This is a genomic window from Streptomyces endophytica (genome assembly GCF_026153355.1).
Taxonomy (GTDB): domain Bacteria; phylum Actinomycetota; class Actinomycetes; order Streptomycetales; family Streptomycetaceae; genus Streptomyces; species Streptomyces endophytica.
In genome coordinates this window covers 5200475-5214090 of record NZ_CP110636.1, presented here as the reverse complement: position 1 = coordinate 5214090, position 13616 = coordinate 5200475, and the positions used below count along the sequence as shown (strand labels likewise).

At 73.9% G+C, this 13616-nt stretch carries 9 protein-coding genes and 1 pseudogene; 4 read left to right on the top strand and 6 right to left on the bottom strand.

Features of this window, described 5'->3' with window-relative positions:
* Positions 1 to 4: 4 nt before the first annotated feature.
* The 5 genes and pseudogenes from OJ254_RS23295 to OJ254_RS23275 all read right to left on the bottom strand — a co-directional run bounded on the left by OJ254_RS23295 (position 5) and on the right by OJ254_RS23275 (position 5314).
* Complete coding sequence (locus tag OJ254_RS23295; RefSeq protein WP_265363893.1) at positions 5 to 1396, bottom strand: chloride channel protein; 1392 nt, start codon at positions 1394 to 1396, stop codon at positions 5 to 7.
* Positions 1397 to 1496: 100 nt separating this feature from the next.
* Complete coding sequence (locus OJ254_RS23290; protein ID WP_265363892.1) at positions 1497 to 2405, bottom strand: LysR family transcriptional regulator; 909 nt, start codon at positions 2403 to 2405, stop codon at positions 1497 to 1499.
* 126 nt (positions 2406 to 2531) lie between these two features.
* Positions 2532 to 3737, bottom strand: coding sequence for a glycine C-acetyltransferase (locus OJ254_RS23285; RefSeq protein ID WP_265363891.1), 1206 nt, complete (start codon positions 3735 to 3737; stop codon positions 2532 to 2534).
* Positions 3738 to 3797: 60 nt separating this feature from the next.
* Positions 3798 to 4825: pseudogene (gene tdh, locus OJ254_RS23280) on the bottom strand (L-threonine 3-dehydrogenase).
* A gap of 189 nt (positions 4826 to 5014) precedes the next feature.
* The gene (locus OJ254_RS23275) at positions 5015 to 5314 is read right to left on the bottom strand and encodes a DUF6506 family protein (RefSeq protein ID WP_030411092.1); all 300 of its coding nucleotides are present in this window, start codon (positions 5312 to 5314) and stop codon (positions 5015 to 5017) included.
* 365 nt (positions 5315 to 5679) lie between these two features.
* Here OJ254_RS23275 and OJ254_RS23270 point away from each other — a divergent pair, with 365 nt between their 5' ends.
* The 3 genes from OJ254_RS23270 (at position 5680) to OJ254_RS23260 (ending at position 10157) form a co-directional block, all read left to right on the top strand.
* Positions 5680 to 7167 carry a S1 family peptidase gene (locus OJ254_RS23270; RefSeq protein ID WP_423836032.1) on the top strand — a complete coding sequence of 496 codons (1488 nt, stop codon included), beginning with the start codon at positions 5680 to 5682 and terminating at the stop codon, positions 7165 to 7167.
* 203 nt (positions 7168 to 7370) lie between these two features.
* Positions 7371 to 8090 (top strand): hypothetical protein, encoded by a 720-nt coding sequence (locus OJ254_RS23265; RefSeq protein WP_265363889.1) that lies wholly within the window; start codon positions 7371 to 7373, stop codon positions 8088 to 8090.
* A gap of 528 nt (positions 8091 to 8618) precedes the next feature.
* A complete protein-coding gene (locus OJ254_RS23260; RefSeq protein WP_265363888.1) occupies positions 8619 to 10157 on the top strand; it encodes a type 1 periplasmic-binding domain-containing protein in 1539 nt (512 codons plus the stop codon).
* Positions 10158 to 10194: 37 nt separating this feature from the next.
* Here OJ254_RS23260 and OJ254_RS23255 read toward each other — a convergent pair whose 3' ends face one another.
* Positions 10195 to 10983 (bottom strand): VOC family protein, encoded by a 789-nt coding sequence (locus OJ254_RS23255; protein WP_265363887.1) that lies wholly within the window; start codon positions 10981 to 10983, stop codon positions 10195 to 10197.
* Between the two features lie 160 nt (positions 10984 to 11143).
* Here OJ254_RS23255 and OJ254_RS23250 point away from each other — a divergent pair, with 160 nt between their 5' ends.
* Positions 11144 to 13570 (top strand): SpoIIE family protein phosphatase, encoded by a 2427-nt coding sequence (locus OJ254_RS23250; protein WP_265363886.1) that lies wholly within the window; start codon positions 11144 to 11146, stop codon positions 13568 to 13570.
* Positions 13571 to 13616 lie beyond the last annotated feature (46 nt).

Sequence of the window (13616 nt, the reverse complement as noted above, 5' to 3'; positions counted from 1 at the left end):
CCGGTCAGGCCGCCGACGGCGCCGGGGCGGGGCGGCCGGGCGCGGCGGGGGCCGGGGTGAGCCGCAGCGTCACCACGTAACCGACCACGACGGCGACGATCACCAGCGGCATCACGGTGAGTCCGCTGCGGCCCATCAGCAGCGTCGCCATCAGCACCGACGTCATCGGGAGCCGGAGCATGGCCACCGCCAGCGCCCCGACGCCCATCGCGAACGCCGGGGTGAGCGACAGCCCGGGCAGATGCGACAGCACCACCCCGCCGGCCGCGCCGAGGAACAGCGACGGGAAGATCGGCCCGCCCCGGAAGGCGCTCAGCGACACGGCGTACGCCAGGCCCTTGCCCAGGAGGAGCAGCAGCAGCGCCGCCATCGAGTATCCGGCGCTGTCGTGGAACAGCGTCCCCAGCGCCGACTGGCCCGAGAAGAGCAGTTCCTGGGCGGGCTTGCCGGTGGCCGCGGAGAAGCCCACCGCCAGCGCGCCCACCACCAGACCCATCAGCACCGTGGCCGGCACCCGGTGGCGGATCACCCGCGCCTTCAGCCACCGCGCCAGCCACCGGATCCCGGTGCCGGCGCACGCGGCGGCCACCCCGATGACCAGGGCCCAGCCGAACTCCGGGACGGTGGGCTCGGCGGCCCGGGGGACGTCGTGCAGCGCGAGGGAGTACGTGCCGAGCCCGGTCCAGTCGCCCAGCCCGGTGAAGACCAGTGCCCCGATGCCCGACGCGAGCAGGCCCGGCACCAGCACCACCCCGAGCAGCGGGCCGGCCAGGCCGGCGACCTCCATCAGGAGGAACGCGCCCAGCAGCGGGGACCCGAGCAGGGCGCTGATCGCGGCGAAACTGCCGGCCGATCCCACCATGGCGACCACCCCGGCGGCGTCGGTTCCCCGCCAGGTCAGCCTGGCCGCGGCCGCGGCCAGGCCGCCGCCCAGGGCGATCAGCGGCGCCTCCGGACCGAGCACCGCGCCGAAGGCGAGCGAGGCCAGGGCCGCGAGCGCGACGCCGGGCAGTGCGGAGAGCAGGGGCGGGCCGCCGAGCGCCAGCCCGTCGGCCGGTTCGTGGCCGCCGTTCCCTGGCAGGTAGCGGATGGCGAGCCCGGTCAGCAGCCCGGCGAGGGCGAGCACCGGCAGCGGCCACCACAGCGGCGTGCCGGCGAAGCCCAGCGCCCGCGGCAGGTCGACGTAGAGCAACGGTTCCAGGGCGTGCACGACGGCGAGGAAGCCGAACGCGATCGCACAGACCGGGAACCCGATCACCGCCGCGGTGAGCAGCAGCTTCGGGTAGCCGCGGGTGCGCACCGGTGCGTAGGGGTCGGGGGGCGCGGCGGCCGGCGGTGTGCCGGTGGGGCCGCCAGGGCCGGTGGGACCGCTCTGGCCGGTGGGGCCGACCGACATCGCCTCGCCTCCTCGCCGCAACCGGGACGAGCCTGCCACGGGCGGGGCGGGCGGCCCGGAAGGACGCCGTCCGGATCAGTCCGAAGCACCCGAACGCCGGTCAGCCCTGCGCGGCCGCCGCCTCCCGGAGCGCGGTCAGGACCGGGCGGAACAGCGGGTGGTCCTCGGCCCCGCGGCGTACCGCGGCGAAGACCCGGCGGGTGGGCGCGACGTCGTCGAGGGGGCGCACGACGACCCCGGTCAGGTCCATGTCGCGCAGCGCCGAGCGGGGCACCAGCGCCACCCCGGCCGCGGCCGACGCGAGCGCGACCACCGCCCGGAAGTCGTCGGAGGAGTGTTCCAGCCGCGGCTCGAAGCCGGCGTACTCGCAGGCCAGGACAACCACGTCGTGACAGGGGTTGCCGGGGTAGGGGCCGATCCAGGGGTCGCCGGCGAGGTCGGCGACGGCGACCCGGTCGGCCTCGGCGAGGCGGTGGCCGGGCGGGAGGACCGCGTCGAAGGGTTCGGCGTAGAGCGGGACCCGGGTCAGCCGGGGATCGTCCGCGCGGGGCGCGCCCCGGTATTCGACGGCCACCGCGATGTCGACCTGCCGGTCGAGGACCATCCGCAGACTGGCGTCGCCCTCGGCGTCCTGGACGCGGACCCGTATGCCGGGCGCGCAGCCGGCCAACGCGGTCAGCGCGGGCGCGACGACCAGGCCGATGCCGGTGGCGAAGGACGCGACGGTGACCGTGCCGGCCTCGCCCGAGCCGTACGCGGCGAGCTCGGACTCGGCGCGTTCCAGCTGGGCGAGGACGGCGTTGGCGTGGCCGAGCAGGATGTCGCCCGCGGGGGTCAGCCGGACGCCGCGGGCGCTGCGCTCCACCAGGCGGTGGCCGGTCTCCTGTTCCAGGGCGGCCAGTTGCTGGGACACCGCCGAGGGCGTGAGGTAGAGCGCGGCGGCCGCGGCGGTGACCGTGCGGTGGTCGGCCACCGCACGAAGGATGTGCAGCCGGCGTGCTTCGATCATGTCCCCAGTGTCCCAGGACGCGGACGGACCGGCCGGTCACTCCCCCGTGGCAGCCGCCGCCCCGGCGCTCATCGCGGCTCACGCCTCAGTGTTCACCGCGGCTCATGCCTCCGCGTTCAGCGCAGCTCACGCCTCCGCGTTCAGCGCGGCTCGCGCCGCTACGAAGGCGTCCACGGCACGGTGCACGTCCTCGGTGGAGTGCGCGGCGGACAGCTGGACGCGGATGCGGGCCTGGCCCTGCGGCACGACCGGGTACGAGAAGCCGATCACGTACACCCCGCGCTCCAGCAGCAGCTCCGCCAGCCGGGCCGCCCGGGACGCGTCGCCGATCATGACGGGGGCGATGGCGTGGTCGCCGGGAAGGACGTCGAAGCCCTCCTCGGTCATCCGGGAGCGGAACAGCGCGGTGTTGGCGTGCAGCCGCTCGCGCAGGTCCCCGGCGGACTCCAGCAGGTCGAGGACCTTGAGCGAGGCCGCGGCGATCACCGGCGCGAGCGAGTTGGAGAAGAGGTACGGCCGCGAGCGCTGGCGCAGCAGGGCGACGATCTCGGCGCGGGCCGCGACATAGCCGCCGGAGGCGCCGCCGAGCGCCTTGCCGAGGGTGCCGGTGATGATGTCGACGCGGTCCATGACCCCGTGGAGCTCGGGGGTGCCGCGGCCGCCGGCGCCGACGAAACCGACCGCGTGCGAGTCGTCGACCATCACCATCGCGTCGTAGGCGTCGGCCAGGTCGCAGATCTCACGCAGCGGCGCCACATAGCCGTCCATGGAGAAGACGCCGTCGGTGACGATCAGCTTGCGGCCCGCGCCGCCCTCGGTGGCCTCCTTCAACTGGCGTTCCAGATCGGCCAGATCGCGGTTGGCGTAGCGGAAGCGGCGGGCCTTGCACAGCCGGATGCCGTCGATGATGGAGGCGTGGTTGAGGGCGTCGGAGATGACCGCGTCGTCCGGGCCGAGCAGGGTCTCGAAGACGCCGCCGTTGGCGTCGAAGCAGGAGGAGTACAGGATGGTGTCCTCCTGGCCGAGGAAGGCGGACAGCCGCGCCTCCAGCTCCTTGTGCACCTCCTGCGTACCGCAGATGAAGCGCACGGACGCCATGCCGTAGCCCCAGCGGTCCAGCGCCTGGTGGGCGGCCGCGACGACCTCGGGGTGGTCGGCGAGACCGAGGTAGTTGTTGGCGCAGAAGTTGAGCACCTCACCGGGGTTGCCTCCGGCGGTGACGCCGACGGTCGCCGACTGGGGCGTGCCGATGACCCGCTCGGGCTTGTGCAGGCCGGCGGCGACGATCTCGTCGAGGGTGCCGCGCAGTTCGTCGCGTACGGAGTGGAACATCAGGGGTTCTCCAGGAGAGTGGGGGTGGTGACGGGCGGGACGGACGCGGTCAGACCGTGATCAGGCACTCCAGTCCAGGATGATCTTGCCGCTGCGGCCGCTCGCGGCGTCGTCGAAGGCGGCCTCGAAGTCGGTGTACGCGTACCGGCCGGTGATCACGGGGGCGAGGTCCAGTCCGCCTTCGAGCAGGACCGACATCGCGTACCAGGTCTCGAACATCTCCCGGCCGTAGATGCCCTTGATCGTGATCATGGAGGTGACGATCCGGGACCAGTCGACGGGGAAGTCCTGGGCGGGCAGGCCGAGCATGGCGATCCGGCCGCCGTGCGTCATGTTGGCGATCATGTCGCGCACCGCCTCGGGCCGCCCGGACATCTCCAGCCCGATGTCGAAGCCCTCGCGCAGCCCGAGCGTGCGCTGCCCGTCGGCGATGTCCGCCTCGGCGACGTTGAGCGCCAGGCTGACGCCGATCTTGCGGGCGAGGGCCAGGCGTTCCTCGCTGACGTCGGTGATCATGACGTTGCGGGCGCCCGCGTGCCGGGCCACCGCCGCCGCCATCAGGCCGATCGGCCCGGCGCCGGTGATCAGGACGTCCTCGCCAACCAGCGGGAACGACAGCGCGGTGTGCACGGCGTTGCCGAACGGGTCGAAGACCGCGGCGATGTCGAGGTCCACGGGAACGCGGTGCACCCACACGTTCGTCGCGGGCAGTGCCACGTACTCGGCGAAGGCACCGTCCCGGCCGACGCCGAGCCCGACCGTGGCGCGGCACAGGTGGCGGCGCCCGGCGAGGCAGTTGCGGCACTTGCCGCAGACCAGGTGGCCCTCGCCGCTGACCAGGTCGCCGGTCGCGACATCGGCCACGTCGCGGCCGGTGGCGACCACCTCGCCGACGAATTCGTGGCCGATCGTCAGCGGGGTGGCGAGCGCCTGCTGGGCCAGCCGTCCCAGGCGCGGATGTGCAGGTCGGTGCCGCAGATGCCGGTGCGGAGCACCTTGATCAGTACGTCGCCCGGGCCGATGGCCGGTTCCGGCACCTCCGTGAGCCAGAGCCCCGGCTCCGCCTTCTGCTTGACCAGTGCCTTCACCGCGACGGCTCCCGTACGTAAGAGTGCATGACGTGTCGGGGGCAGTGAGGTTCCGGCCACCCGATCTCCGCCGGAAAATCTTCCGTACGACGGGCGCCCGGTCCATCGAGGTTTTCTTAAGCGCGGTGACAGCTGATCTTCACGCCCCGCCGCGGCGGCCGCGGCGGGGCGGGCGGGCCGCGGCCCGGTTCAGGAGAAGATCGCGTGTACCTGGTCGACCGCCTCGGGCCCGTACCCGACCGTGCCGACCGGGACCGCGCCGTCGATCGCGTCGATGATCCGGCCGGCCCAGACCGGCCCGAAACCGCCGCACAGCTCGATGAGTTGGACCCCGTCGGCCACCAGTTTGCGGGCCGCCTCGACGCCCTCCTCGGGCTTGGTCACCCCGATGAACACGCTGCGGCACGCGCCGGTGTCCACGACGTTGACCTCGCCGCCGGCGGCGCTGCCGGCCGCCGTGTAGATGAACCCCCAGTGGGTGAGTGCCATGCCGTGGACCTCCCGTGGTCGTGGCGGTCACCCGGTCGTGGTGATCGCCGAGGGCACCAGCCAAGCAGAGCCGGGGCGGCCAGGGCACGGATTCGGTCACGCCGGGCCGGCCGCGCGTGAGCCGGGCGCGGGAGTGTAGGGCGTCGGGGAGGAGGCCGGCGGAATTCATCACAGGTTGAGCGGGCCTGAGCCGGGGGCGCGGCGGACTCCGTAGGACTGGATGCAACCACACACGGGGCGCGCCGCGCCGCACCACGGCGCTCCGTGTGCTCCGTTCCTGTGCGGCCCTGGAGGTCAGTGAAGTGAGCCACCGACATGTGAACAAGCGGACCGGCGTCGTCATCGGCGCCGCCGCGGCCGCCGTCATGGGCGCGGCGATCCTGCTCCCCAACGCCAACGCGAGCACGGACCGGCCGCCGGCCCCGCGCACCTTCAGCGCCTCCGCGGCGACACAGCTGGCGACGGCCCTGAAGTCGGACCTCGGCGGCGACAACGCCGCCTGGTACCTGGACGGCGCCAACGGCCACCTGGTGATGAACGTGCTGTCCAAGGACGCCGCCGAGCGGGTGCAGGCCAAGGGAGCGGTCGCGAGGGTCGTGCACAACAGCATGACCGCGCTGAAGGCGGGGACGAAGACGCTGCGCGAGACCGCCGCGGTCCCGGGCACCGCGTGGTCGATCGACCCGCGGACCAACAAGATCGTGGTGGTCGCCGACAAGACGGTCACCGGCGCGAAGATGGCCACGCTCGCCAAGGCCACCCGCGGCATGGGCGCGGGCATGGTCACCGTCAAGCGGTCGCAGGGCGAGTTCCGGCGGTTCGACGGCGGGGGGATGAGCGAGGACCCGGGGACCCCGCCGGCCGGCGGCGACGGCCAGAACGGGGGCCAAGGAGCCAACGGCGGACAGGGAGCCAACGGGGGCCAAGGGGCCAACGGGGGCCAGGGAGCCAACGGCGGGCAGGGGGCCAACGGCGGACAGGGGGCCAACGGCGGACAGGGCGGTGGGCAGGGCGACGGCGGGCAGGCCAACGGTGGGCAGGGCGGCGGCGGTTCGGCCGCGGGGCCGATCGGGGGCAGTGCCATCTTCGGCGGCAACGCCCGCTGTTCGCTGGGGTTCAACGTCACGGTGAAGGGCGCGCCCGCGTTCCTGACGGCGGGCCACTGCGGCAACGACTCCCCCACCTGGTCCGCCGACCAGGGCGGCAGCCAGCCGCTCGGCAGCGTGCAGGACTCGCAGTTCCCCAAGACCGACTTCGCGATCGTCACCTACGACGACAAGAGCGCGCAGCCGCAGAGCGCGGTGGACCTGGGCAACGGCTCCACCCAGCAGATCACCAAGGCCGCGGAGGCCGCCGTCGGCATGAAGGTGCAGCGCTCGGGATCCACCACCGGGGTGCACGACGGCACCGTCACCGGGCTGGACGCCACGGTCAACTACGGCAACGGCGACATCGTCAACGGCCTCATACAGACGGACGTCTGCGCCGAGCCGGGCGACAGCGGCGGCTCGATGTTCGCCGGTGACTCCGCCGTCGGACTGACCTCGGGCGGCAGCGGCGACTGCACCCAGGGCGGCGAGACCTTCTTCCAGCCGGTCACCGACGCGCTCAAGGCCACCGGAGCGGAGATCGGCGCCGGCGGGGGCGACGGCAGCGGTGGCGCCGCCGCGGGCGGCGACCAGAGCGCCGGCGGTGACCAGAGTGGCGGGAGCGACCAGAGCGCCGGCGGTGACCAGAGTGCCGGAGGCGACCAGAGCGCCAGTGGTGACCAGAGTGCTGGAGGCGACCAGAGCGCGGGTGCCGACCAGGGTGCCGGCAGTGACCAGAGTGCCGGGGGTGATGCGCTGAACTGATCACGAGCACGACGTCCGACGACGACGTCTGACCACGACATCTGAGAACGACGGCGCAGATGACGCCCCGCCCGCCCCCCATCCCCTGGGCGGGCGGGGACGTTGGTGGCCACGGGGTCCTGGAGTACCGGCGGAACCATAGCGACCGCCTGGGACGCGGTGTCAGAATACCGGCCCTACTCCGACCCGTCCTCAGGGGCACCATGGCGTCGAACGAACTCGATTCCCAGATCCCCGTCTTCCGCGGAGCAGGCCATCTGCTCCGTCTGATCGCCGACCTGACCCGCCGGCCACGCCGGCGGGAGTGTCCGGAACCGGTGCGGCACCGCGGCGTGGCGCAGGGCCGGGAGGGCCTGCCGGTGCTCTGCCTGGTGGCCGGCCCGGACCACACCCCGCTCGCCAAGGGCATCGGCTATTTCCTCAGCCACGCCGATCCGCGCCGGGTGCCGCACGTGCTGTACGACCTCGCGGCCGACGCGCCGCGGTCCGAGCCGGAGTCCGTCGAGCCGGTGCGGCGGACCCTGGAACGCCTCGCCCAGGGCTTCGCGCGGAGCGTCAACGGCAGCGACGGCAGGGTCCGCTTCCGCCGGTTCGGTCTCGTCAACTGGCTGACCCAGGTGGGCACCGGCAACCGCCCGGACGACCTGGGCGACATGGAGGGCACCGACCACACCCTGTTACAGGGGCTGCGGGAGCGGGAGTTCCGGCGGCGGCGGATGTTCGGGCTGCTGCGCTCCCCGGAGACCGAGCTGGCGGTCGACGGCAAGGTGCCGTGGTGGGTGTGGCTGTTCGCGGTCCATGTCTTCCCGCTCGCCTGGTTCCGGGTCCGCCGCGGCCTGGGCCGGGAGTACCGCTGGCTGCTCAACCAGCCTACCTCGCCCCGCGCGACCCGGGCACCTTCATCGGCTTCGCCGAGCGGCTGACCGCACCGCACAACCAGGTCGAGGACCCGGAGCAGTTGCGGAAGCTGATGGTCAACGCGTTCCTGGAGGATCTGCGGGTCGCCTTCCGCCGCCGTCCGTGGCGGCCCCGTACGGCCCGGCGCACCGCGTACTGCGTCGCGCTGCTCGACGGGGTCGGCCCGGACAACTGCGGTCATCCGCTGCTCCAGGCCGTCATCGACGTCCGCAACGAGACCGGCGCCTTCGACCCGCTGCTGATCATCGCCTGCGGTGCCCAGCCGCCGGCCGAGGGCAGCCGGGCCCGGGCGGACTGGGGCCGCAGCGAGCTGTGGGAGCTGACCGACCGGCTCTACGGCGGCTGGCGGGACACCTTCCTGCACCAGGGCCGGGCCCGCAACCGCGCCCCCTGGTACCTGCCGGTCAGCGTGCCGCGGCTGATGCCGCCGTCCGAGGAGAGCTACGAGCTGACCCGGCGGCTGGAAGTGGCGCAGGACGCCCGGCTGCGGATCCCCGAACCGCCGCTGTGGGCGCGCCGGGTGGTGGTCCGTCGTGGCGGTCTGCGCGGTCGTCGTCGCCCTGCTGGGCGTGGGCGGCCTGGTGCTGGGCGCGGAGCGCCGGTACCGGCAGGCGCACTGCGGGCTCAGCCGGTTCAACGCCGACGCGGACACCCTGCGCACCGCGGAGACCGGTGAGTGCATCGGGGTGGCGCGGCACGGTTTCACCTTCCACTCCCCCGATCCGTCGCTGGACCGGACCCTGCAGAAGATCTACGCCCAGAACGCGGTCGCCGAGCAGGAGCACCAGGCGGCGCCGGAGCGGCCGTTCGTCACGCTGGTGCACCTGTCCGCGCTGCTCAGCGTCTCGGGCAAGCTGTCCGGCCAACTCGCTTACGGGCGCGAGGCGTTGCAAGGGGCGGCGAGCGCGCAGTCCCGGCAGCTGCGCAGCAGCGGGGCCACCGAGCCGATCCTGCGGATCTTCCCCGCGAACGCCGGGTCGGGGATGCGGTTCGGCCCGCGGGTGGTGGAGATCCTGGACCGGCTCAAGGAGCAGGACCCGTCCCTGGTGGGGGTGACCGGGCTCGACCAGAGCCGGGAGGCGACCAACCGGACGATACGGCAGCTGACCGCGGTGGGGCTGCCGATGGTGGCGACCACGCTGTCCGCGGACTCGCTGGTGCGCCAGTCCCCGATGTACTTCCAGGTGTCACCGCAGAACGCCCGGGAGGCGGAGGTCGCCGCGGCCTACGCCGACCACGTCGTACGGACCGGTGCGGGCAAGCCGGCCCGGCGGGTGCGGATCATCGCGTCCGCCGATCCCAGCGACACCTACAGCCGCACGCTCAGCGACGACGTCGAACGGCGGTTCCGGGCGCGGAAGTTCGCGGTGGAGCGGACGTCGTTCACACCGCCCCCGCCGCCGGGCCAGGAGCCCGCCTCGGACGCCCCGGGCCCCGGCACGGTGGGGCAGCGGAGCTGTTCGTACCCGGGGGTGGTGTTCTTCGCGGGGCGCTCGGAGGACTTCGAATCGCTGCTCGGCGGGATCAACGAGTCCTGCAACTCCGCTCCGCCGGTGCTGATCGGCGGTGACGACGTGGCCCGGCTGGCGGCGGACGCGGACCGCCGGGGGCACTATCCGGGGATCCCGTACGACTTCCTGGACTTCACGCTCGGTTCGGCGCACTGCGACGGCACCAGCGAGCTGTACGCGGAGCTGAGCCGGCTGTTCCCCGAGGAGTGCGCGAAGGTCCCCAACTCCTCGCTCGACGGGCATGCGGCGCTCGGGTTCGACGCCGTGAAGCTGTATGTCAACGCGGTCAAGCAACTGCGGGAGGAGGCCGCGCAGATGCCGCTGACGCCGCCCGCGGTGTGGCACGCGATCAGCGGGGTGCACGGGGACGAGGCGCTCGACGGGGCGAGCGGGATCATCAGCTTCGGCGGGGAGGTGGACCGCCAGGTCCCGCTGGACAAGCTGCTGTCGGTGCAGCGCATCGACAAGACGGGGCGGCCGGTCCAGGCCGGGTTCTGCGGGCGGGTCGGCGGGCGGAAGCAGGCGGCGTGGTGTCCCGCGCTGGAACCGGAGGAGGGCTGACGCACCGGCCGGCCGGGTGGGCGCGGTCCGGCGGGGGTCAGGGGGCTTCGGGCGAGGTGACGGTGAACAGGCCGCCGTCGGGGTCGCGGATGACGGCCTGGCTGCCGTTGCCGTCGGCGGTCGCGGTCACCGGGGTGACGGTCCCGCCGGCGGCGACCGCGGCGGCGGTCACCTTCTCGATGTCGTCGACCGGGAAGTGCACGTGCCAGCGCGGCCGCACCCGCGGGTCCGGGGCGGCCTCCACCCCGCCGCCGCGCAGGGTGGCCACGGTGTGGGTGCCGTCGTGCACGATGACCTGGTCGTGTTCGTAGGTGACGTCGCAGCCGCCGGGCCGGCCGGAGGCCCATTCGAAGACCTCGGCGTAGAAGATGGCGGCCTCGAAGGCGTCGCGGGTGCGCAGTTCCAGGCAGGCCGGGGCGCGGCCGTGCCCGACCGACCAGGCGAGCGTCTGGCCCTCCCAGAAGCCGAAGGTGGCACCGTCGCGGTCGGCGGCCAGCGCGGCGCGTCCGGGGCCGAGCTTGAGCGGGCCGACCGCGACCGTCGCGCCGCGCTCGCGGATCCGGTCGGCGGTCACGTCGGCGTCCTCCACCGCGAAGTACGACGTCCAGGCCACCGCGACCTGGAAGCTCTGGGCGAGTGCGCCCATGCCGGCAACCGGCTGCCCGTCGGCCATCGCGACGGAGAACTCCTGGCCGAGGCTGGCCGGGCGGAACCGCCAGCCCAGCACCGCGGCGTAGAACTCCTGCGCCGATTCGAGATCGCGGGCCATCAGGCTCACCCAGCACGGAGCCCCGCGCACGGGGGTCGTGGGGCCATGGGCCGACATGACATCTGCCTCCTGTCGCTTCGCACCCCCGCCGCACCCCCTCCCACTGTGCCAGCGACGCAGCGGGCCCGCACCGGGGCGCCAGGCGCGGTGCAGCGCAGTTGTGCCGGTCTTGATCAGGCTCGATGCTGTAGGTACTGAACCGGGCTGGGTTGATGCCATGAACGCATGGAACGCGGCGGAGAGCGCCGACTTCCGTGGTCCCCTCGACGTCACCAGGGCGGCCACAGCGGTGCTCGACGCCCAGGACCTGGTCATCGGGTGGAGTCCGGCGGCCCAGCGGCTGCTCGGCTACCGGCCCGAGGAGGCCGTCGGGCGCCCCTGCGAGTCGTTCTTCCCGGCCGCCGAGGCGGCCGGTGACGCGTGGTCCGGGCAGTCGGCGAAGGCCCCGCTGAGCAGCGGCCGGCTGGCGACGGCACGGCACCGGGACGGCCGGCTGCTGCCGGTGGCGGTCACCAGCTGCCCGCTGGAGCCCGCCTCCGGCGGTTCCGTGCCGGGCGCGCCGGCCCGCATCCTGGTGGTGGCCGGGCTGGCCGCGCAGCAGGAGTGGGAGTCCCGGCAGGCGATGCTGCACGGACTGGCCACCCAGTCCCCGGTGGGGCTGGGCATCTATGACACCGATCTGCGGGTGACCTGGGGGAACGCCGCGTTCGTGCGGGAGATCGGGCTGCCGCTGCGGGAGTTCCTCGGCACCCGGGCCGAGGCGCTGTACCCGGACGGGGAGTTCGTGACGGAGGGGTACCCGCGCACGCTCGACGCGGTGATGGAGCAGGTCCTGGAGACCGGTGAGCCGGTCCTCGACCTGCACTTCGTCGGCCAGCAGCCGTCCGAGCCGGGCCCGGACCACGTCTGGTCGTGCTCCTACTACCGGCTGCACGACGCCCATGGGCAGGTCCTCGGGGTGTGCGAGGACGCCTTCGACATCACCGACCGCTACCAGGCGCAGCGCCGGCTCAACCTGCTGGTGGCGGCCGGCACCCGGATCGGGACGACGCTCGACATGACGGCCACCGCGCGGGAGATCACCGAGGTCGCGGTGCCGGACTTCGCGCGGACGGTCACCGTGGACCTGGTGCACCCGGTGCTGGAGGGCGAGGAGCCGGCGCCGGGGGACGGTACGGTGCCGCCGCTGGTCCGGGTCGCCACCCGCAGCGCCGACGACCCGCCGGACGCCGTGCCGCACGGCCCGTACCGCATCGAGTATCCGCCGGGGTCGCTGCCGTACCGCAGTCTGTCCTCCGGGGGGATGGTGCGGGCGGAGAACTCCATGGTCGTGCCGCTGCGGGCGGGCGGCGCCCCGATGGGGCTGGTCACCTTCACCCGGGGCACGCATCCGTCGGTGTTCGACAAGGGCGAGGTCGAGCTCGCCGACGAGCTGGTCACCCGGACGGCGGTGTGCCTGGACAACGCCCGCCGCTTCACCCGGGAGCACACCGCCGCGCTGGCCCTGCAGCGCAACCTGCTGCCGCAGCACGTGCCGGAGCAGTCCGCGGTCGACGTGGCGTACCGCTATCTGCCCAGCGACGACCGGGCCGGGGTGGGCGGCGACTGGTTCGATGTGATCGGGCTGTCCGGGACCCGGGTCGGGCTGGTGGTGGGGGACGTGGTGGGGCACGGCCTGGAGGCGGCGGCGACGATGGGGCGGCTGCGGACGACGGTGCGCGCGCTGGCCCAGCTGGACCTGTCGCCCGACGAGCTGCTGAGCCGGCTGGACGACCTGGTGGGCCAGCCCGCGGAGGAGGGGTCCGGCCAGGTCGGCACGCACACCGGCCCGGACGACGTGGCCACCGGCGTGACCTGCCTCTACGCGGTCTACGACCCGGTGTCGCGGCGCTGCACCATGGCCCGGGCCGGGCATCTGCCGCCGGCCGTGGTCGACCCGTCGGGCACGATGTTCTTCCCCGAGCTGCCGGCCGGTCCGCCGTTGGGCCTGGGCGGGCTGCCGTTCGAGTCGCTGGATCTCGAACTGCCGCCGGGCAGTCTGGTCGCGCTGTTCACGGACGGACTGGTGGAGTCGCCGCACCGGGACGTCGACGAGGGGCTCGCGGTCCTGGCCCGGGTGCTGGGCGAGCACCACCGGCCGCTGGAGGAGCTGTGCGACCGGGCGATGGCCGAACTGCTGCCGGACGGGCCGGCCGCCGACGACTCGGCACTGCTGCTGGTGCGCACCCGGGAGCTGGACGCGAGGCAGGTGGCGGCCTGGGAGCTGCCGGCGGAGCCGGCCGCGGTGGGCGCGGCCCGGGAGCTGGCGACCGCCCAGCTGCGGGAGTGGGGGCTGGAGGAGCTGTCGTACGCGACCGAGCTGGCGGTCAGCGAGCTGGTCACCAACGCGGTGCGGCACGCCTCGGGGCCGCTGCACCTGCGGCTGCTGCGCGATCTGACGCTGCTGACCGAGGTGTCCGACACCGGGCACACCTCGCCGCACCTGCGCCACGCGGCCAGTGAGGACGAGGGCGGGCGGGGGCTGTTCATCGTCGCGCAGCTGGTGCAGCGCTGGGGCACCCGGTACACGCCGTACGGCAAGACCATCTGGACCGAGCAGGCGTTCCCGCCGCGGTATCCGGGGGCGCCGCGGCCGGTGGCCTGACCGGGTGCGGGGGCCGCGGCCCGGCGCACGTCGTGCGGGTGTTCGG

What these genes read in the sequence shown, in the direction of transcription:
- OJ254_RS23295 (WP_265363893.1), bottom strand. Translation starts at nt 1,396, where the DNA reads ATGTCGGTCGGCCCCACCGGCCAGAGCGGTCCCACCGGCCCTGGCGGC.
- OJ254_RS23290 (WP_265363892.1), bottom strand. Translation starts at nt 2,405, where the DNA reads ATGATCGAAGCACGCCGGCTGCACATCCTTCGTGCGGTGGCCGACCAC.
- OJ254_RS23285 (WP_265363891.1), bottom strand. Translation starts at nt 3,737, where the DNA reads ATGTTCCACTCCGTACGCGACGAACTGCGCGGCACCCTCGACGAGATC.
- OJ254_RS23275 (WP_030411092.1), bottom strand. Translation starts at nt 5,314, where the DNA reads ATGGCACTCACCCACTGGGGGTTCATCTACACGGCGGCCGGCAGCGCC.
- OJ254_RS23270 (WP_423836032.1), top strand. Translation starts at nt 5,680, where the DNA reads ATGGGCGCGGCGATCCTGCTCCCCAACGCCAACGCGAGCACGGACCGG.
- OJ254_RS23265 (WP_265363889.1), top strand. Translation starts at nt 7,371, where the DNA reads ATGGCGTCGAACGAACTCGATTCCCAGATCCCCGTCTTCCGCGGAGCA.
- OJ254_RS23255 (WP_265363887.1), bottom strand. Translation starts at nt 10,983, where the DNA reads ATGTCGGCCCATGGCCCCACGACCCCCGTGCGCGGGGCTCCGTGCTGG.
- OJ254_RS23250 (WP_265363886.1), top strand. Translation starts at nt 11,144, where the DNA reads ATGAACGCATGGAACGCGGCGGAGAGCGCCGACTTCCGTGGTCCCCTC.